The organism is Enterobacter sp. CPE_E1241, from assembly GCF_045618265.1.
GTDB lineage: Bacteria > Pseudomonadota > Gammaproteobacteria > Enterobacterales > Enterobacteriaceae > Enterobacter > Enterobacter adelaidei.
In genome coordinates, this window is record NZ_JBIWYV010000001.1 from 1485540 (window position 1) to 1505658 (window position 20119).

Consider the following 20119-nt stretch of genomic DNA (forward strand, 5'->3'; position numbering starts at 1 on the left):
AGTTTGTAGGCCGGGTAAGGCGAAGCCGCCACCCGGCAATGCTCAAAGCACCCACTCACCCCCTTCAACCCCGTTCACCAGCAGCGTACGTTTTTCCCCTACAGGCAGCGACACCTTCAGCGCTTTCCACGCCGGACGATAATCCCCGCGCGCGTTGACCTTCAGGTTGATGGTTGCGCCATCGCACACCATTTCCCACTCCACCCACAGCGCATTGCCGTTCTGGTAGCCCCAGCTTTCACCATCGTCTTCAAACAGCATGCCCGAGGTGGTCCCGACGCCCTTCACCGGGAACAGCTTCAGCTCGCGGGTATCGTCTTTTTCAGCGAACACGTGGGTAATGCGTTCGCTGAGCGGCAGACCGGCACCGGCGCGCACCAGCATCGGCAGTTTTTCCAGCGGCGCGTCGAGGACGATCGACTGGCCGCCAGCAAACCACGCGTGGGTGTAAAAATCATACCAGCCGGTGTCGTTATCCGGCAGCCAGACACGGCGCTCGCGTTGACCGGCTTCGACCACGCTGGCCACCAGCAGGTCGCGGCCCAGCAGGAACTCATCGCACTCTTCGAAGGTTTGCGCATCGTGTTCGTGGTCGAGGAACGTCGGGCGCAGCATCGGCTCGTCGTCAGCGTGCGCCTGCCAGAGCAGGGTGTAGAGATACGGCAGCAGACGATAGCGCAGCTCAATGGCGCTACGAATGGCTGGCGTGACGCCAGGGTACATCCACGGCTCGTTCACCGTGTGATCGTCATTCCACGAGTGAATGGTAAAGCGCGGATGCATCACGCCGTTCTGCACCCAGCGCACGAACAGCTCGGCGTCCGGCTTGTCGCCGGAGAAACCGCCCACGTCGTGACCGACGTTGAACAGCCCGGACAGGCTCATGCCAAGCCCCATGCGGATGTTATAGCGCAGGGTGTCCCAGTTGGTGCGGTTGTCGCCGCTCCAGGTCTGAACGTAGCGCTGCATCCCGGCGCAGCCGGAGCGGGAGATCAGATACGGACGTTTTTCCGGCGCGAAACGCTGCTGCGCTTCCAGCGAGGCGCGCATCATCAAAAGCGGCATCACCGGGCGAATATGCTTGATGGCGATCTCTTTACCGAAACCATAACAGCGGGCTTCACCATCCCATACCTCATACTCGTTATTGTCGTTCCAGGTGGAGTCGATGCCCATTTCCAGCAGTTGCGTGGTCACGCCTTCCTGCCACCATTGCACCGTCTGCGGGTTGGTAAAATCGAGGTGCGAGCCTTCGTCATCCCAGAAGCTGGAACGTTCAGGTGCATCGGTTTCTGAATCACGAATGAACAGGCCGCTTTCTGCCACTTCGTTATAGCGCGGATGATCCTGCAGCAAGCACGGCTTGATGTTCGCGGCAAGTTTCAGCCCCGCGTCGTGGAATGCCTGGCTCATCACCTTCGGCTGGGGCACCTTGTCGTAGTTCCAGTTAAAGACGTAACGTTTGCCGTTGATCGAGGTATAGCCCGACGAGAGCTGGAACGAGTCGCATGGAATGGCGTGCTCTTCACACAGGCGAATGAAGTTCATCAGCTGGTTTTGCGCGTCCGGCGCGTCGGTGTAGTGCATGGTCGAGCCGCTGTACCCGAGGCTCCATTTTGGCCCGAACAGCGTTTTCCCGGTCAGGCGTACAAACGCTTTGGTAACGTCCAGAACGCGTTTACCGGTGAAGATGTAGTAATCAATATCACCCGCTTCCGCCTGCCAGCGACGATAGGCGGTGTGGTAGTTGTCGATTTCGTTACCCAGATCCAGCCAGCAGCTGCTCAGGTTGTCGTAGAACAGGCCGTAACTCACGTCATCGCGACGGGCGATAGTGAAGGGAATATGCTTGTACAGCGGGTCGGTGCTGGCTGCGTTATAACCCATTGCGTCGAGGTTGCGCATCTCGTAGCGCTTGCCGTTGCGCTGTAAATCACCGGCTTTTTCGCCCAGGCCGTAGAAACGCTCGTCCTTACGACGGCTCAGGTAGTGCGCCACGCCGTCGCCGTGGGCGTTCAGCAGGTAAGCGCTGGTCGGACGGTCATTCACCAGCGGTTGCCATTCACCTGCATCGTTACGGTAGTGCCATTCGAGCCACAGCGGCTGGTGTACGGTCACGCGCAGCTGTTCGGTTGCCACGGTTAACGTCTCATCCTGCTGCGTCAGCGTCCAGACAGGACAAGTGAAACCGCTTAAATCATCGCGACGGCGACCTTCCCACGGCACGTCATGCTCCGGGGCAATGCTCCAGGTACGGTCCAGCGCCAGTTCGCCTTTGCGTTTGATCAGTACACGGAACAGATTCTCTTCCAGCACATACAGGCACAAGCGGTGCTGGTTATCGACCAGCAGTTCCAGATTGTTTGCCGACTGCGTATCAATGGTCCAGTTTTTCAGGGTTTTCATAATCACTACATCCACTATCAGGCGCGCTTGGCGCGACGTTCAGCAATAAATGCTACCAGGAAGACAGCGCCAATCAGGTCAAAGAAGCCCATGGCAATAAAGAGCGGGTTAAAGCCGATTTTGTCGGCGGTTACACCGATTAACAGCGAGAACAGGAAGCTGGCGATCCACGCCGCCGAGCCGCGCATGCCGTTGACGGTCGCCATCTGGCCTTTGTCGAACGACTCAACGACCAGGGCGCTGAGCATGCAGGAGATAATCTGGTGCCCGAAGCCGCCGATGGAGATCAGCACGATGGTGATATACGGGTCGCGGGTAATGGCCACGATGCCCAGAGAGATCATCAGGAACGCGCCCGTCACGGAGCTTGCGACCACCGAGTTAACGCGGGAGCAGCCGAACAGTCGGGTATACAGACGCGTCAGGTAGCCGCTCGCCACGCTACCGAGATCCGCGGCGAGGAACGGCAGCCAGGCAAACATCGCAATCTGCTTCAGATCCATGCCGTGCTCTTTGGCGAGGTACAGCGGCACCCAGAAGCTCAGTACCGCCCAGGCGGGTTCCGCCATAAAGGCCGGAATGGCGATGCCGTAGAAACGTTTGTTCTTCGAGACGGTTTTCAGCGCGGTCAGGAAGGGCAGTTTCACCGCAGGCGGTTCGTTATCCTGCTTGATAAACGCCAGCTCGTCCTTACTGAGGTTCGGGTGCTGCTCCGGGTTATGGTAGAACGCCCACCACAGGATCACCCACAGCAGCGCCAGCACGCCGGTGAACATAAACGCGCCCTGCCAGCCAAACGACGCGTGCGCGAAGTAGATAATAGGCGGGGCCAGCATCGCGCCGATGGAGAAGCCCACACCCGCCCAGCCGGCGGCAACAGGTCGCTCTGATTTCGGGAACCATTCACCGATGGTTTTGGCGTTCGCCGGGGTAGCTGCGGCTTCAGAAGCACCCATAAAGAAGCGCAGAATAGCCAGGTGCAGCCAGCTTCCGGCACCTGCATGGAAAATACACATCAGCGCCCAGATCCCGGCGCAGACCATAAAGCCAATCTTCAGGCCGATGACGTCAATCAACCAGCCGCACAGAGGCTGGAAAATGGTGTAGGCGATCTGGAATGCTCCCACGATCCAGGAGTATTGCTCGGTGGTGATCCCGAGGCTCTCTTTCAGTTCCGGGGCGAGGATCCCTAATGAGTTTCGGGTGATGTAGTTAACGGTGACGCCAAGTAAGAACAGCACCAGCACGTACCAGCGCAGGTTCTTGATGACGCGACGGGTTTTGCTTGCCGCAACAGTGTTATTGATGTCCTGACTCATTTTACTCTCCACAAGACGGACGGTAAGGGGACGGAGGTTCAGGTGTCACACAGTTTTTTATGGCTTTGATTTCTATCCGGTTATAGTGCCTTAATTGGTATACAACTAGTATGGAAGTTGTGTGACAAGTTCACCTTAAGGGAGAAAATGAGTGGGCAATAGTGGATTTTGTGCAAAATTTCTCATAACTGACCTGAACCCTCTGGCATGATGGCTTTTATGTCAGTTACTGCCGGATAGATACGCTATGAAAATTTTTTCATTTCGCAAATGGAGCCAGATCACAAAATGGACAAAAGGCTAAAAATCACCGAAATCGCCGCCCGAACGCAGCTCTCAATCAGCACCGTATCGCGTGTGCTGGCGGGAAAAGCGAATACCAGCGAAAAAGCGCGTACAAAGGTGCTGGCGTGCGCGCGCGAGCTGGGGGTAATGGACGGCATGGCGGCAGGGCGTCTGCTGCTTAACAGCCTGGTGGTTTTTGCCCCCCAGAGGGCTTTTGACGAGCGGTCCGACATCTTTTACTACCGTGTGATCCAGAGTGTAGGTAAAGGGCTGGCATCCCACGAAGTGCGGTTACGCTACTGCGCGCTGGAAGAGAACGACAGCGACGCGCAGCTTTTTCTGGCACGGATGAACGAACCGGATACCCAGGCAGCCATTCTGCTCGGCATTGACGATCCGCATATCCACGATCTGGCGGTGGATGTAGGTAAACCCTGTATGCTGATTAACTGTCGTGACCGCCATATGCGCCTGCCTGCCGTCGCGCCGGATCATCGCGCCATTGGCGAGCGGGCGGCGGAATATCTGTTCGAGATGGGACACCGTGAGGTGATGAACGTGCTGTGTCTGCGACGCTACACCATGGAGCAGCGCCTGTCAGGGATCCGCGATGCGTGGCTGTCCCATAACCTGAAGTTCAGCGATAAACATGACCTGCTGGTGGTGCCCAGCTTCAGCGCCCGCGAAACGGAACAGCTGGTCAGCAGCTGGCTCGACGACATGCAGGGGAAGGATTTACCTACCGCGTTTTTGGTGGGGGGCGACTTTATGGCGGCGGGCACCATCAGCGCGCTGCAAAACCACGGCTTGCGCGTGCCGCAGGACGTGTCGGTGATGAGTATCGACGGGTTTAATCTGGCGGCGATTCAGGATGTGCCTCTGACGGCCGTGCATGTTCCGCGTGATGAACTGGGAACGGAAGCAGTACATATGCTTCAGCAGCGGCTGATGCGACCGGACGCGCCTGTAGGAACATTGCTGCTTAACGGCACGCTGACCGTGCGGGAATCGGTACGGCGGATACGTCAGGGGAAACGACGCACCGCCGTTGAGCGGGAAGGGCTATACGACAGTTAAACCATGCCCAGCGCACGCTTGCCGTGGATGTTGAGATCGTTCACGGTAAAGCGGTCCTGCCAGCTTTTTTCATAATCTTCACGCGGGAAATCGCCCGGTGACGCGCCGGTTTCCAGCGCTTCCTTGACCTTCTTCGCATAGGCGAGGTTTTTCTCGCACATCGGTGCGGCAGGAATGTACATCACGTTGCCCCAGCCCTGCTGGTTTTCCACCGGTGCGACGGAGTGGATAACATCGCAGTGCCACCATACGGAATCGCCCGCTTCGAGTGCCGGGATGCTGGTCAGCGCCTCGATCAGCAGCGGGTGCCACTTCTCGGAAACCGGCAGCACGCGCCCCGGAGCCACGCTGCACAGCTCATCTTCCGGCACGTCATCCAGCAGAGGACGCAGCAGAATATAAGCCATCGCTTCCGGGATCGGCACCACGTGCAGCAACCCCTGACCCGGGATCATGTCCGACAGCGCCGTCCAGCCCTGGAAGGTACGGAACACCGAACATTTGGTGGTGTTATCGACGGTGTACTCTTCCACTTCGGTACGGTGCGCGGCGTTCCACGGATCGTATTTATCGACGTTGCCGTCAAACACGCGGGCAAAGACCTGCTGATAGGCCGGAAGCAGCCAGCGCTCCAGCGCGCCGGAGTCAGTATGCGCGCCCAGTCCTTTCGAGGTGGTTCCCGGCGGGCGGCGGCGGATGCGGTCCGGGTAAATCACACTCACGTCCGGGTCGAACCACTGTTTGCCGTTGCTCTCGAATGTCCATAAACGGTTCAGGAACGACTGCACCTGCGCCATCTCTTCGCTCTGGCGCGCCTGCATTTGTGCCTGCGACCAGTAGATCGGGTAAATTTCCGGGCGAGAGGCCGTCAAGGTGCCGAAGAAGTTATCGCCTGGTCCTTTATATACCTCGTCAAACTTGTTCAAATCGAGGTAGTCGAGCATCGACTGATCCCACGCCAGCGCCTGCTCGCGCGGGAAGTGATTCTTGATGACCGCACAGCCACGACGTTTAACGGCTTCACGCTGTTCCGCACCAATCGTGCCGTTTTTTACATCGGCAAATGGGATCACCGGCCAGACGGTTTCGCCTTTGTTCTTCAGCGCGTTGATTTCCGCCACGCGGGTGGCGATTTTATCGCTGAGCTTGTTGAATACTGCCTGAACGTCGCCAATCTGGGCGCGTAATTCACGCTTCATCTGGCGAATTGCTGCTTTGTGATCTGCTGGCAAAATTTCACTGGTAAACGTCATAACCGCCTCACATCTTTCATTCGAAAGTAAAAATATCTACAAGTGATACTTTAAGTTAAAAATAAGTTAATGCAAGTTTAAAAACTTGACGTGTGCCACAGGATGGAAAAGAAGGGAAAAGCCGGAGCAAAGCCCCGGCAAGGAGAGGATTACGCGTCGAAAGGAGAATGGTCGTCGAGCACTGCCTGAATGACATTCAGCGCACCCTGATGATTGTTATCGTCGGTGCTGTAGCGGCTGATCTCTTTGATGCTTTCTGCCGCGTTGCCCATTGCAAAGGAATATTTCACCAGCTTCAGCATCTCGGCATCGTTGCCGCTGTCGCCAATAGCCACGCACTCCTGAGGGGAGATCTTCCAGCGCTTCAGCAGACGGCTGATGCCGTTGGCCTTGTGCAGGCCGGGGATAATCAAATCGACAAAACCAAAGCCGCTGGTGACGGGCTTCATAATGCCATCCAGCGACACATGCAGTTTGTCGATAAGATTCGGGATATCGCTGTCCGGCAGGTTCAGGGAGAACTTAAACAGCACGTCGTCGATTTCGTGGTAGTCACTGATGCGTTTTAAACGGTGATAGTGCTTTGACATTAGCGCCACGAACGAGTCCGGGGCTTTGTCGCTAACGTAAGCACTCTCCAGCCCGCAGGCCACAAAGTTCAGCCCTTTGTCTTTCAGCAGTTCGCCAATCACGATTTGCGATTCATGAAGCGTCAGCTCGCCGTGGAAAATCTGCTCGCCGTGGTCGAACACCAGTGCACCGTTTTCGGCCACGAAGGATATCTGATCCTTCAGCTCCGGAAAGAAGGAGATGAGCTGGTAATACTGGTTACCGCTGGCGACAACGAATTCAATATCTCGGGCTTTAAGCTGTTCAAACTGCGCCTGGAAGCGGTCACGATCGTACTGCTTGGCATCATTAAGGAAAGTTCCGTCCATATCGGTGACGATAACTTTTACGGTCATACATTGCGCTCCTGGATCACTGCGTTTGAAACATTCTAATAACAAGGTGACGGAGAGCACAAATTTAATTTCATTCGAAAGTAAAAGCAAAACGGCAACCAGGGTTGCCGTTTTTAGTGTTTTCTCCCTCTCCCCGTGGGAGAGGGGCGGGGTGAGGGCATCAGCCTGCGCATTTCCCCTTAGAGGATGCACCGTTACAGCGTATGTTCAGTACGCGCAATAATATCGTCCTGCGCATCCGGCGACAGGGCGGTGAAGAACGCCGAGTAGCCTGCCACGCGCACGACCAGGTCACGATACTGGTCAGGATGTTTCTTCGCTTCCAGCAGCGTTTCACGCGAGACGATGTTGTACTGAATGTGCCAGCCTTTATGCACCTCAAAGAAGGTGCGCAGTAGCACCATTAGCTTCTGGCGATCGCTGTCGTTTTCCAGCGTCGACGGGTTCAGCTTCTGGTTTAACAGTACACCACCGAGAATCGCTTCCGTCGGCAGTTTACCCACGGAGCCGATCACCGCCGTCGGGCCAAGGTGGTCCGTACCGGAGGCCGGGCTTGCCCCTTCTGCCAGCGGGGTGTGCGCCTTACGTCCGTCCGGGGTCGCCATCGTTGCTGCACCAAACGGCACGTTTGCGGAGATGGACGAGGTACCCGCGTAGTAGTTACCGCCAATCGGGCCGCGACCATAGCGCGGGTTGTGGTACTGCTTCAGCTCTTCGATATAGGTTTCGTATGCGCGGGTAAGCAGCATATCCACGCTGTCGTCGTCGTTGCCGTACTTCGGCGCGCCGTTGATCAGGCGCTGGCGCAGCTGCTCGTGGGTCAGCCCGTCGAAATCATCTGCCAGGGCAGCGGCAAGCTGCTGCTGACCAATTGTTCCTTGCTCGAAGACCAGCTTCTTCACCGCCGCCAGGCTGTTGCCGAGGTTGGCGATCCCCACCTGCAGGCCGGAAACCCAGTCATACTTCGCACCGCCCTGCTTGATGCTTTTCGCGCGCTCGATGCAGTCGTCCACCAGCGCCGAGCAGAGAATGTCGTGAACATTTTCTTCCAGCATCGTATCCACCACATACTCAATCTCAATAGATTTACGGGTGTAGTAGCGGATCTGGCTATCCCATGCCGCCATCACTTCGTCGAAGTTATCGAAATTACCGGCAGAGAGCGCTTTCTCCTGCGGCAGGAAGACTTTGCCGCTGGTGGCATCGCGACCGCCTTCCAGCGCGGCGAGCATCACGCGAGCAAAGTTAATGAAACTCATGCCGGTGCAGCGATAACCCCACTTGCCGCCCACCGCTGTTTCGATACAGCCGATTGCCGCATAGTCGTAAGCATCGTCTCGTTCAACGCCGAGCTTGATGAATTCCGGGATCACGATTTCATCGTTGTTGAACGCGGGCATGCCGAAGCCGCAGCGGATCACCTGCACGCAGGCGTCGAGGAAGTCGTTGCTCATGCCCGCGTGGTAACGCACGCTTAGGTTCGGCTGGGTGGAGCGCAGACGACCGCAGGATTCCAGAATGGCATAGGAGAGCGGGTTCACGGCATCCATTGGCTCGCCGTTCACCAGCTTCTGGCCGCCGATGGTCACGTTCTGGTAAAGCGGGCTGCCGGCAGAGGCTTTAGAGTGCGAGCCGGAGCGGATCTTGTTCACTTCGAGCAATTTCAGCCAACAGCTGTGGAGCAGTTCGATCGCGTGCTCGCGGTCAAGACTCTGGTTCAGCTCCACGTCGCGACGGTAGTACGGATAGAGATACTGATCCATACGCGCGAAGGAGACGGAGTGGCCGTTGGACTCGATCTGCAGGATCAGCTGAATGAAGTAGCACAGCTGCAGCGCCTGCCAGAAGGTTTTTGGCGGCTCGTGAGCAATCACGTCACAGTTTTCTGCCATCGCCAGCAGCTCGTCGCGGCGGCTTTCGCGGGTCTCGGTAGAGGCCATCTCGCGCGCCAGATCGGCGAAGCGTTTGATGTGCAGGCTTACCGCTTCCAGCACGATATCAATCGCCTTCAGGAACTGATCGCCGTGCAGGTCTTCCAGCACCGTCAGGTTGATGCGCGAGCGGCGTTCGGCCACTTTGGCGCGCAGGCCGTCGAGACCTTTCTCCAGCACCAGCGGGAAGTTAACGGCCAGGTGTGCATCACCTGACGTCATGTTGCCTTCTGCCTTGATAATGCCGGTTTCCAGCAGGCCTTTCTGCTCGTCGGTGAACATGCCGTAGCAGCGATCCTGTACCGTCTGCCCGCGCCACCATGGGCAGATTTCATGCAGCACGCGTTTGTTCTCTTCGCTTACCGCAAAGCCCGCGCCCGGGCGGTCTGCCAGATCGTCGATCTCTTTCTCAATCCACGAGACGGTGTATTCCGGGAAAATCGGCGCGGCGCGCACTTCGCTTGCCTGGTTACCGATGATCAGCTCATCGTGCTTGATCCAGATAGTACGTTCCGCCAGGTGATGTGCCAGCGCAAGAGCACGGCGCACCGGGATCGGTTTGTCCATATGCTGCTGGTACATTTCGGTGTAATGCTGGGCGCGCTCGGTACAGACCGGCGGCTTAACGATATGTACGAGGGCATTTTTGTGCGCTTTAATGCGCTCGCTAAGGGTGTTGAGATTCAGGGTCGTCATAGGTTTATCCTCGTAAGGTCGCGGTTAACCCTTTCTGGCAGGCGTACTGCTGAGCGAAGTCCAGTAGCGCAGGGTTATCAAGCGGTTTGTCAGGGGCAGAGTAGGGTTGGCCGAGCAGGGTGTATTTGTTCATGCCCAGCGTGTGGTATGGCAGAAAATGAATATCGTCGACGCCGAGTTCGTCGGCGGCAAAGTTGGTAATGGCGGTAATAGATGCTTCATCGGCGTTGAAGCCCTGAATCAGCGGCACGCGAATGGTGATTTTTTTCCCGGCAGCGGCGAGGCGTTTCAGGTTGTTCAGGATCCGTTTGGCCGAGCCGTCCGTCCACTGTTTGAACACCTCGCCATCCACATGCTTCAGGTCGGCCAGAAACAGATCAACATACGGTAATGAGGGCTCGATATAGTGCCACGGCACGTGAAGGCAGGTTTCAACGGCGGTGTGGATCCCCTGTTCGTGGCTAGCTTTAAACAGAGCCTGAGCCAGCTCAGGGTTCATAAACGGCTCGCCGCCGGAAAGCGTGATCCCGCCGCCGCTGCGATCATAAAAGGGTTTGTCGCGCAGCACGGTTGCCATAATTTCTTCCACCTGCTTCTCTTCACCGCAGACGGTGAGTGCCTGCGTCGGGCAGCAGTTGGTAAGGGCGTTGACCGTGGCTTCATCAAGCTTCTCACGGTGGATGACCAGGCCATTCAGCGCACGCTCGATACAGCCCGGTGCCGCCTGCTGACACAGGTCGCAGCCGTCCAGGCAAAGGCGCGCATCAAACAGCACGTCCCGGCTGCGGGAGCGGCTTTCCGGGTTCTGGCACCAGCGACAGCCCAGCGAGCAGCCTTTCAGGAACACCACGGTACGAATACCGGGGCCATCGTGGGTGGAGTAACGCTGAATATTGAAGATCATGTTTTCGCCTCTCATCTTGCATACGAAGATTAAATTACTTTCGAATGAAAGTTATCTTGATGCAGGTCAACTACTGAGCAGGTTTTGCTGTGATAGGGTAAGTGCAGGCTAATTTTGAGGGTGACATCATGGAACTTTATCTCGACACATCTGACGTTGCGGCAGTCAAAAAGCTGGCGCGTATCTTCCCGCTGGCGGGCGTGACCACTAATCCAAGCATTGTGGCGGCAGGTAAAACCCCGCTGGACGAGCTGCTGCCAGCGCTGCACGACGCGCTGGGCGGCAAAGGCCGTCTGTTCGCTCAGGTGATGGCGACTACCGCGGAAGGTATGGTGGAAGATGCGCGTAAGCTGCGCGCCATCATTAACGACCTGGTGGTGAAAGTGCCGGTGACCGCAGAAGGGCTGGCGGCAATCAAAATGCTGAAAGCGGAAGGGATCCCGACGCTGGGTACGGCGGTCTACGGCGCTGCACAGGGGATGCTGTCGGCGCTGGCGGGCGCAGAGTATGTTGCCCCTTACGTTAATCGCGTGGACGCGCAGGGCGGGGACGGGATCCAGACCGTAGTGGAATTACAGCAGCTGCTGACGCTGCACGCGCCACAGTCAAAAGTGCTGGCCGCCAGTTTTAAAACCCCGCGTCAGGCGCTGGATTGCCTGCTGGCGGGCTGCGAGTCTATTACTCTGCCGCTGGACGTGGCGCAGCAGTTTATTACCTCTCCGGCAGTGGATGCGGCGATTGTGAAGTTTGAGCAGGACTGGCAGGGGGCGTTTGGTCGGACGTCTATCTGACAGGGGCGGCCTGATGCCCTCACCCCAACCCTCTCCCTGCGGGAGAGGGAGCAAACACTAAAACGGCAACCTGAAGGTTGCCGTTTGCTTTAACCTCCGCAAACCTCACACCCCGGGTTACGCGTCAGCTTCATCTCGCGAAACTGACAGGTCATCGCGTCATACATCACGATTTTCCCTGCTGCAGGCGTGCCGTAGTGCGTCAGCACTTTGATCGCTTCCATCGCCTGCAATGAGCCGATCACGCCGACTAATGGCGCCATCACGCCCGCTTCGACGCAGGTCAGCGCGTTCTCGCCAAAAAGACGGCTCAGGCAACGGTAGCAGGGTTCTCCCTCAGCGTAAGTGAAGACGCTGATTTGCCCCTCCATGCGGATCGCCGCGCCGGAAACCAGCGGGGTTTTATGGACAAAACAGCCTGCATTTAGCTGATTACGGATAGCCACATTATCGGTGCAGTCGAGTACCAAATCGTGCTGCGCAATCTGGGCGCGCAACGCGTCGTCATCCAGTATCGCGTTAATCAGGGTGAACTGAACGTTGGGGTTGATGCGCGCCAGCGCCGTGCTGGCAGAGTCCACTTTCGGCTGGCCAATTGTCGCATCGCTGTGCAGCGTCTGGCGCTGCAGGTTAGACACTGACACGGTATCAAAATCCAGCAGCGTCATCCTGCCCACGCCCGCTGCGGCAAGGTATTGTGCGGCAGCGCAGCCCAGACCGCCAAGACCGACGACCAGCACGCTGGCCGCCTTGAGCGCTTCCTGGCCCTCGAAATCAAAACCACGCAGCACAATCTGGCGGTTGTAGCGCATCATCTCCTGGTCAGTCAGTTCCCCCGTCATCTTAGCCTCCGAACAGGTGGTTAAAGCGCTCAACCTCAACCCATTCACCGGCTTCCACGTTGCCACGTTCGCGCTCCAGCACGATAAAGCAGTTGCCCTGGCTGAAGGAACTGAAGATGTGCGAGCCCTGGTGTCCGGTGGTGCTCACTTCCAGTTCGCCGTCCGCGTTGCGCGCCAGAATACCGCGCTGGAAATCGAGACGACCCGGTGATTTTTTCAGGCGCGTGGCGGCACGTACGCGCTGGCGCATCGGCAGCGGGCTGGCGTGGTTGCCCGAAAGTTTTGCCAGCAGCGGGATCACCAGCTGGTAGAAGGTCAACGCGGCAGAGACCGGGTTACCCGGCAGGCCGCAGAACCAGCTGTGCGTGAGCTTGCCAAACGCGAACGGTTTGCCTGGCTTGATAGCCAGCTTCCAGAAGGCGATCTCGCCCAGCTCTTCAAGAATGGTTTTGGTGTAATCCGCTTCGCCCACGGAGACGCCGCCGGAACTGATGACCACGTCGGCAGATTTATCCGCCTCGATAAACGCCGCGCGAAGTTGTTCCGGATCGTCTGGAATAATCCCGAGGTTGATCACTTCACAGCCCAGCTGCTCCAGCATCAGGTGTACCGCCAGACGGTTGGTGTCATAAATCTGGCCGTCCTGCAGCGGCTGGCCCGGAAGCTGCAGCTCGTCGCCGGTGGAGAATACAGCGACGCGCACCTTGCGAACGACGTCGATTTCCGCGATGCCGAGCGAGGCCAGCACCGGCAGCTCCGCCACCGTCAGCTTTTGCCCGGCGGCAAAAACGGTCGCACCGAGGGTGATGTCTTCGCCCGTGCGGCGGATATTCTGACCCGCTTTAACGCCAGCGATAAAGCGCACGCCGTCGTCCGTCTGTTCAGTCTCTTCCTGCATCACGACCGCGTCGCAGCCTGCCGGAACGGGTGCTCCAGTCATGATGCGCACGCAGGTGCCCGCGGGCCATTCACCGCTAAACGGCTGACCCGCAAAGGCTTTACCTGCCACCGGCAGGGCGTTACCCGTCTGGAGATCCACCAGGCGTACCGCGTAACCGTCCATCGCGGAATTATCGAATCCCGGCACGTTAAGCGGAGAGACGATATCGCGTGCGGCAATACGGCCAAAACAGCGCACGAGGGGCAGCGTCTCAACGTCATGCAGCGGGGAAATTCGGTCAAGCATCTGCGTAAGTGCCGTCTCAAGCGGCATCAGTCCGGCGGTAAAATCCATGGTGGGCTCCTGCACAGTAACAACGAAAGCGCTCATTATGGCAGAAAAGTGCGGCTAACTGTATGACCCGATGGGTGTACGCTTTACATCACAGTTGCGTCTTTCTATATTCAAAAATCATCTGAAGTTTCATCGACGATAATGATATTTATAGAAAAAGCCGCGAGTCAGGCTAACGGGTGATGCGAATGGGTAATGCGGTAATCGCAATTCATGGCGGCGCCGGGGCAATCACCCGTGCACAGCTTAGTCCCGAACAGGAAAAGCGCTATATCGACGCACTGTACGCCATTGTGGAAACAGGCCAGAAAATGCTGGCAGCGGGCGAAAGCGCGCTGGATGTGGTCACCGAGGCGGTTCGTTTGCTGGAAGAGTGCCCGTTATTTAACGCGGGGATCGGTTCGGTCTTTACCCGGGATGAAACGCACGAACTGGATGCCTGCGTGATGGACGGTATTACCCTGAAAGCAGGGGCCGTGGCAGGTGTCAGCCATCTACGGAACCCGGTGCTGGCTGCGCGCCTGGTCATGGAAGAGAGTCCGCATGTGCTGCTGACGGGCGCAGGCGCGGAAAAATTTGCCATGGAACATGGGATGGAATCTGTTTCTCCTGACCTGTTTTCAACGCCGGAGCGTTACCAGCAGCTTCTGGAAGCCCGTTCGGCGGGCATGACGCAGCTTGACCACACTGCACCGCTCGATGAAACCACCAAAATGGGCACGGTTGGCGCGGTGGCACTCGATAAAGCCGGGAACCTTGCGGCAGCCACCTCCACGGGTGGAATGACCAACAAACTGCCGGGACGTGTCGGCGACAGTCCATTGCCCGGTGCCGGCTGCTATGCCAATAACGCGACGGCGGCCGTATCGTGTACCGGAACCGGAGAAGTGTTTATTCGCGCGCTCGCGGCCTATGACATCACCGCGCTGATGGATTACGGTGGTTTAAGTCTTGCTGAGGCCTGCGAGCGGGTAGTCATGGAAAAACTGCCTGCGCTCGGCGGCGTCGGCGGGCTCATTGCGGTGGATCGTGAGGGCAATGTGGCATTGCCGTTCAACAGCGAAGGCATGTACCGCGCATGGGGATATGCCGGTGATGAACCCAGTACCGGGATCTATCGTGAATAAGGGGGCAACACGTGCCGCACAGTGAAGAGCTGGACAACCGCGAAGTGCTGGCTGTCCATCAACTGAATATTGCGTTTCAGGAAGAGCGGCAGTTCATCCCCGCAGTACAGAATTTATCGTTCACGCTCAGGCGCGGCGAAACGCTGGCCATTGTCGGTGAATCCGGTTCCGGAAAATCGGTCACCGCGCTGGCATTGATGCGCCTGCTGGAACAGACAGGTGGGCAAATCAGCAGCGAGAAAATACTCCTGCGCCGTCGCAACCGCCAGGTGATTGATTTAAACACGCTGAGCGGCGCCCAGATGCAGGGCGTGCGCGGGGCGGATATTGCGATGATCTTCCAGGAGCCGATGACCTCCCTGAACCCGGTCTTCCCGGTCGGGGAACAGATTGCCGAATCCATCCGGTTACATCAGGGCTTGAGCGGCGATGAAGCACTCAAAGAAGCCAGACGGATGCTTGAGCTGGTGCGCATTCCGGAGGCACAGACCATTCTGGCACGTTATCCGCATCAACTTTCTGGCGGCATGCGCCAGCGGGTGATGATTGCGATGGCGCTCTCCTGTCGCCCGGCAGTGCTGATCGCCGATGAACCGACCACGGCGCTGGACGTGACGATCCAGGCGCAGATCCTGCAGCTCATCAAGGTGCTGCAACAGGAGATGGAAATGGGGGTGATTTTCATCACCCACGATATGGGCGTGGTCGCCGATATTGCCGATCGCGTTCTGGTGATGCACAAGGGCAATGCGGTGGAAACCGGTACGGTTGAGCAAATCTTCCACGCGCCCGTTCACCCTTACACCAAAGCGCTGCTGGCGGCGGTCCCGCGTCTTGGGGCCATGAACGGCAGTGATTTACCGCGCCGCTTCCCGTTGATTTCCCCTGAAGCAACAGGGCCGGAAGTGGAGGAACGCGAGCAGGACACGGTGGTGCCAGGCAAGCCTATTCTGGAGGTGCGCGATCTGGTCACCCGTTTTCCACTGCGCAGCGGCATTCTTAATCGCGTGAAGCGCGAAGTGCATGCAGTGGAAAACGTCAGTTTTGATTTATGGCCAGGCGAAACGCTGGCACTGGTGGGGGAGTCAGGCTGTGGGAAATCCACTACCGGGCGCGCGTTGCTCCGGCTGGTGGAATCTCAGGAAGGTAGTATTACCTTTAACGGCGAACGTATTGATACGTTGCCAGACAGTAAGCTGCAGGCGATAAGGCGGGATATCCAGTTTATATTTCAGGATCCGTACGCCTCCCTCGATCCACGCCATACGGTGGGGTACTCGATTATGGAGCCGCTGCGGGTACATAACCTGCTCGAAGGTGACGCGGCACAGCGTCGCGTGGCCTGGCTGCTGGAACGCGTCGGCCTGAAGCCGGAACATGCCTGGCGTTATCCGCACGAGTTTTCCGGCGGTCAGCGGCAACGTATTTGCATTGCCCGTGCGCTGGCGTTAAACCCGAAAGTGGTGATTGCCGATGAGTCCGTCTCGGCGCTGGATGTCTCTATCCGCGCGCAAATCATCAATTTATTGCTCGATTTACAGCGGGATATGGGCATCGCCTTCCTGTTTATCTCACACGATATGGCGGTGGTAGAACGTATCAGCCATCGCGTGGCGGTGATGTTGATGGGGCAAATCGTGGAGATTGGTCCGCGAAGGGCGGTGTTTGAGAACCCACAACACCCGTACACGCGCAAGCTTATCGCTGCTGTACCGGTTGCCGATCCGGCGCATCGTCACGGCCAGCGCGTGCTGCTGCAGGATGAAATGCCGGGTAATATTCGTAAACGCGGCGAGGTCGTAGAGCGAGTCACGCTGCGTGAAGTCGGTCCGGGCCATTTTGTGGCCCCCCCGCGTCAGGACAACGCCTTTTCGCGGCTATAACTTACAACAGGCAGGAGAACACAATGGTTAAATTTGTCGCGCGTAGATGGGTGTTAGCTGTGAGCGTGACGGCAGCCCTGGCCGCTGGCCCCGCGTTCGCTGCCAAAGATGTGGTGGTGGCCGTCGGCTCCAATTTCACCACGCTGGATCCGTATGACGCCAACGACACGCTCTCTCAGGCGGTGGCGAAATCGTTCTATCAGGGACTCTTCGGCCTGGATAAAGAGATGAAGCTCAAAAACGTGCTGGCTGAGGGGTACACCGTGTCCGACGACGGGCTGGTGTATACCATCACGCTCAGAACCGGCGTGAAATTCCAGGATGGTACAGATTTCAATGCGGAGGCGGTAAAGGTTAACCTCGACCGCGCCAGTAATCCGGAAAATAGCCTCAAGCGCTATAACCTGTATAAAAACATCGCCAGCACCGAGGTGGTCAACCCGACGACGGTAAAAATCACCCTGAAAGAGCCGTTCTCCGCGTTTATCAATATTCTGGCGCATCCGGCGACGGCAATGATTTCCCCTGCCGCGCTGAAAAAATACGGCAAGGAGATCGGCTTCCACCCTGTTGGCACCGGCCCTTACGAACTGCTGACCTGGAACCAGACCGATTTTGTGAAGGTGAAAAAATTCGCCGGATACTGGCAGCAGGGGCTGCCGAAGCTGGACACCATTACCTGGCGCCCGGTGGTGGACAACAACACCCGCGCGGCGATGCTGCAAACCGGCGAGGCGCAGTTTGCTTTCCCGATCCCGTATGAGCAGGCCGCCATTTTGCAGAAAAACAGCAAGCTGGAGCTGGTGGCCAGCCCGTCGATCATGCAGCGCTACATCAGCATGAACGTGACGCAAAAGCCGTTCGATAACCCGAAGGTACGGGAGGCAATCAACTATGCCATTAACCGTCAGGCGCTGGTGAAAGTCGCTTTTGCCGGCTATGCCATTCCGGCGACCGGCGTGCTGCCACCGGCTATCGCGTATGCGCAAAACTATCAGCCGTGGCCGTACGATCCGGCCAAAGCGCGCGAGCTGCTGAAAGAGGCGGGTTTCCCGAACGGGTTTAGCACCACGCTGTGGTCGTCGCACAATCACAGTACCGCGCAGAAAGTGCTGCAGTTCACCCAGCAGCAGCTGGCGCAGGTTGGTATTAAGGTGCAGGTTACCGCGATGGATGCCGGACAGCGTGCGGCTGAAGTGGAAGGTAAAGGGCAAAAAGAGAGCGGTGTGCGGATGTTCTACACCGGCTGGACGGCCTCGACCGGTGAAGCCGACTGGGCGTTATCACCGTTGTTTGCTTCGCAGAACTGGCCGCCAACCCTGTTCAATACCGCGTTCTACAGTAACCCGCAGGTGGACAAAGATCTGGCCGATGCGCTGAAAACCACCAAACCGGAAGAGAAGGCCCGCCTCTACAAAGACGCGCAGGATATCATCTGGAAAGAGTCACCGTGGGTGCCGCTGGTGGTCGAGAAACTGGTGTCAGCCCATAACAAAGCGTTGACCGGTTTCTACATCATGCCGGACACCGGCTTTAGCTTTGACGATGCGGATATAAAATAACACTCATGCTGAATTATGTTTGTAAACGCCTGCTGGGGCTTATCCCGACGCTGCTGATTGTGGCGGTGCTGGTGTTTTTGTTTGTCCATATGCTGCCGGGCGATCCGGCGCGTCTGGTTGCGGGGCCTGAAGCGGATGCCGCCGTCATTGAGCTGGTGCGAAAACAACTTGGGCTCGATCAACCTTTGTATATGCAGTTTCTCCATTATATCTGCAACGTTTTGCAGGGCGACTTTGGTACCTCGATGGTGTCGCGTCGTCCCGTATCGGAAGAGATTGCCAGCCGATTTATGCCGACGTTCTGGTTAACGATAGCCAGTATGAGCTGGGCGGTCGTGTTTGGGCTGGGGGCCGGAATTGTCGCGGCCGTCTGGCGCAACCGCTGGCCGGATAAGCTCGGTATGGCGCTGGCGGTGACCGGTATCTCTTTCCCGGCGTTCGCGCTGGGGATGCTGCTGATGCAGATCTTCTCCGTCGAACTGGGCTGGCTGCCGACGGTCGGCGCCGATACCTGGAAGCATTACATCCTGCCTTCCATGACGCTGGGGGCTGCCGTTGCGGCGGTGATGGCCCGCTTTACTCGCGCCTCGTTCGTTGACGTGCTTAGCGAAGATTATATCCGCACCGCGCGGGCGAAAGGGGTTAGCGAGAAGTGGGTCGTTCTCAAGCACGGGTTCCGCAATGCGATGATCCCGGTGGTGACGATGATGGGGCTACAGTTTGGCTTCCTGTTGGGCGGCTCTATTGTGGTGGAAAAGGTCTTCAACTGGCCGGGGCTGGGACGCCTTCTTGTCGATTCCGTCGAGATGCGCGACTACCCGGTGATTCAGGCGGAGGTCCTGCTTTTTTCGCTGGAGTTTATTCTTATCAACTTAGTGGTAGACGTGCTCTACGCCGCCATTAACCCGGCCATCAGGTATAAGTAAGATGCGATTGTTAAACTGGCGACGTCAGGCCGTTTTAAACGCTATGCCGGGGCTCAAACCGGAACATATCCGCACGCCGTGGTCCGAATTCTGGCGGCGCTTTCGCCGTCAGCCGGTTGCCATGACGGCGGGGTTATTTGTGCTACTGCTCATCATTCTGGCGATCGTTGCCCCGTGGATAGCGCCGTTTGATGCGGAAAATTATTTTGATTACGACCGGCTGAATGACGGTCCCTCCATGATGCACTGGTTTGGGGTGGATTCGCTGGGGCGCGATATTTTTAGTCGCGTGCTGGTAGGGGCGCAGATCTCGCTCGCCGCCGGGGTGTTCGCGGTGCTGATCGGCGCGGCCATTGGTACCGTGCTGGGTCTCGTTGCCGGGTATTACGAAGGCTGGTGGGACCGTATCATCATGCGTATCTGCGATGTGTTGTTTGCCTTCCCGGGTATTCTGCTGGCGATTGCGGTGGTGGCGATCATGGGCAGCGGCATGGCGAACGTGATCGTAGCGGTTGCGGTCTTTTCCATTCCGGCCTTTGCCCGTCTGGTGCGCGGCAACACGCTGGTGCTGAAACAGCAGACGTTTATCGAGTCGGCCCGCAGCATGGGGGCCAGCGACGCCACTATCCTGTTCAGCCATATTCTACCGGGGACGGTGTCGTCCATCGTGGTCTATTTCACCATGCGTATTGGCGTGTCGATTATCTCGGCGGCCAGCCTGTCGTTTCTGGGATTAGGCGCGCAGCCTCCGACGCCGGAGTGGGGCGCAATGCTGAACGAGGCGAGGGCAGATATGGTGATTGCACCGCACGTGGCGATCTTCCCGAGCCTGGCGATTTTTCTGACCGTGCTGGCGTTTAACCTGCTGGGTGACGGGCTGCGCGACGCGCTGGATCCGAGGATTAAGGGGTAGTGCAG

14 protein-coding genes and 1 pseudogene are annotated in these 20119 nt (G+C 57.7%); 7 read left to right on the forward strand and 8 right to left on the reverse strand.

Going from position 1 to position 20119, the window contains the following annotated elements; all coding sequences use genetic code 11:
• Positions 1 to 42 precede the first annotated feature (42 nt).
• Together ACJ9Y9_RS07160 and ACJ9Y9_RS07165 are read right to left on the reverse strand one after the other, a co-directional pair.
• Positions 43 to 2406: a TIM-barrel domain-containing protein gene (locus tag ACJ9Y9_RS07160; RefSeq protein ID WP_028019352.1), complete on the reverse strand. Its 2364-nt coding sequence runs from the start codon at positions 2404 to 2406 to the stop codon at positions 43 to 45.
• Positions 2407 to 2423: 17 nt separating this feature from the next.
• Positions 2424 to 3725, reverse strand: a complete 1302-nt coding sequence (locus ACJ9Y9_RS07165; protein ID WP_028019351.1) for an MFS transporter — start codon at positions 3723 to 3725, stop codon at positions 2424 to 2426.
• A 288-nt stretch (positions 3726 to 4013) separates the two neighbouring features.
• Here ACJ9Y9_RS07165 and ACJ9Y9_RS07170 point away from each other — a divergent pair, with 288 nt between their 5' ends.
• Positions 4014 to 5087: a LacI family DNA-binding transcriptional regulator gene (locus ACJ9Y9_RS07170; protein WP_032667016.1), complete on the forward strand. Its 1074-nt coding sequence runs from the start codon at positions 4014 to 4016 to the stop codon at positions 5085 to 5087.
• Here the strand turns inward: ACJ9Y9_RS07170 and ACJ9Y9_RS07175 are convergent.
• From ACJ9Y9_RS07175 to ACJ9Y9_RS07190, 4 genes are all read right to left on the reverse strand, one after another.
• A complete protein-coding gene (locus ACJ9Y9_RS07175) occupies positions 5084 to 6340 on the reverse strand; it encodes a DUF1479 domain-containing protein (RefSeq protein WP_028019349.1) in 1257 nt (418 codons plus the stop codon). The genes ACJ9Y9_RS07170 and ACJ9Y9_RS07175 overlap by 4 nt on opposite strands.
• A 149-nt stretch (positions 6341 to 6489) precedes the next feature.
• Entirely contained in the window at positions 6490 to 7305 is an 816-nt protein-coding gene (locus ACJ9Y9_RS07180) for a Cof-type HAD-IIB family hydrolase (RefSeq protein WP_028019348.1), read from the reverse strand.
• Positions 7306 to 7499: 194 nt separating this feature from the next.
• On the reverse strand, positions 7500 to 9932 hold the full coding sequence (locus tag ACJ9Y9_RS07185; RefSeq protein ID WP_028019347.1) for a formate C-acetyltransferase/glycerol dehydratase family glycyl radical enzyme: 2433 nt from the start codon (positions 9930 to 9932) through the stop codon (positions 7500 to 7502).
• A gap of 4 nt (positions 9933 to 9936) precedes the next feature.
• On the reverse strand, positions 9937 to 10836 hold the full coding sequence (locus ACJ9Y9_RS07190) for a glycyl-radical enzyme activating protein (RefSeq protein WP_028019346.1): 900 nt from the start codon (positions 10834 to 10836) through the stop codon (positions 9937 to 9939).
• Positions 10837 to 10964: 128 nt separating this feature from the next.
• On the opposite strand from ACJ9Y9_RS07190, the gene fsa reads away from it, so the two are divergent.
• On the forward strand, positions 10965 to 11627 hold the full coding sequence (fsa, locus tag ACJ9Y9_RS07195; protein WP_023326972.1) for a fructose-6-phosphate aldolase: 663 nt from the start codon (positions 10965 to 10967) through the stop codon (positions 11625 to 11627).
• Between the two features lie 89 nt (positions 11628 to 11716).
• Here fsa and moeB read toward each other — a convergent pair whose 3' ends face one another.
• Together moeB and moeA are read right to left on the reverse strand one after the other, a co-directional pair.
• Positions 11717 to 12469: a molybdopterin-synthase adenylyltransferase MoeB gene (moeB, locus tag ACJ9Y9_RS07200; RefSeq protein WP_028019345.1), complete on the reverse strand. Its 753-nt coding sequence runs from the start codon at positions 12467 to 12469 to the stop codon at positions 11717 to 11719.
• Position 12470: 1 nt separating this feature from the next.
• Complete coding sequence (gene moeA / locus ACJ9Y9_RS07205; RefSeq protein ID WP_028019344.1) at positions 12471 to 13703, reverse strand: molybdopterin molybdotransferase MoeA; 1233 nt, start codon at positions 13701 to 13703, stop codon at positions 12471 to 12473.
• A gap of 188 nt (positions 13704 to 13891) precedes the next feature.
• Here moeA and iaaA point away from each other — a divergent pair.
• The 5 genes and pseudogenes from iaaA (at position 13892) to gsiD (ending at position 20114) form a co-directional block, all read left to right on the forward strand.
• Positions 13892 to 14855: pseudogene (gene iaaA / locus ACJ9Y9_RS07210) on the forward strand (beta-aspartyl-peptidase).
• Positions 14842 to 16713 carry a glutathione ABC transporter ATP-binding protein GsiA gene (gsiA, locus tag ACJ9Y9_RS07215; RefSeq protein ID WP_028019342.1) on the forward strand — a complete coding sequence of 624 codons (1872 nt, stop codon included), beginning with the start codon at positions 14842 to 14844 and terminating at the stop codon, positions 16711 to 16713. Before iaaA ends, gsiA begins: the two are co-directional and overlap by 14 nt.
• A 23-nt stretch (positions 16714 to 16736) precedes the next feature.
• Positions 16737 to 18275: a glutathione ABC transporter substrate-binding protein GsiB gene (gene gsiB, locus ACJ9Y9_RS07220; RefSeq protein ID WP_028019341.1), complete on the forward strand. Its 1539-nt coding sequence runs from the start codon at positions 16737 to 16739 to the stop codon at positions 18273 to 18275.
• 5 nt (positions 18276 to 18280) lie between these two features.
• A complete protein-coding gene (gene gsiC / locus ACJ9Y9_RS07225; RefSeq protein WP_028019340.1) occupies positions 18281 to 19201 on the forward strand; it encodes a glutathione ABC transporter permease GsiC in 921 nt (306 codons plus the stop codon).
• A gap of 1 nt (position 19202) precedes the next feature.
• Positions 19203 to 20114 (forward strand): glutathione ABC transporter permease GsiD, encoded by a 912-nt coding sequence (gene gsiD / locus ACJ9Y9_RS07230; protein WP_028019339.1) that lies wholly within the window; start codon positions 19203 to 19205, stop codon positions 20112 to 20114.
• Positions 20115 to 20119: the final 5 nt, after the last annotated feature.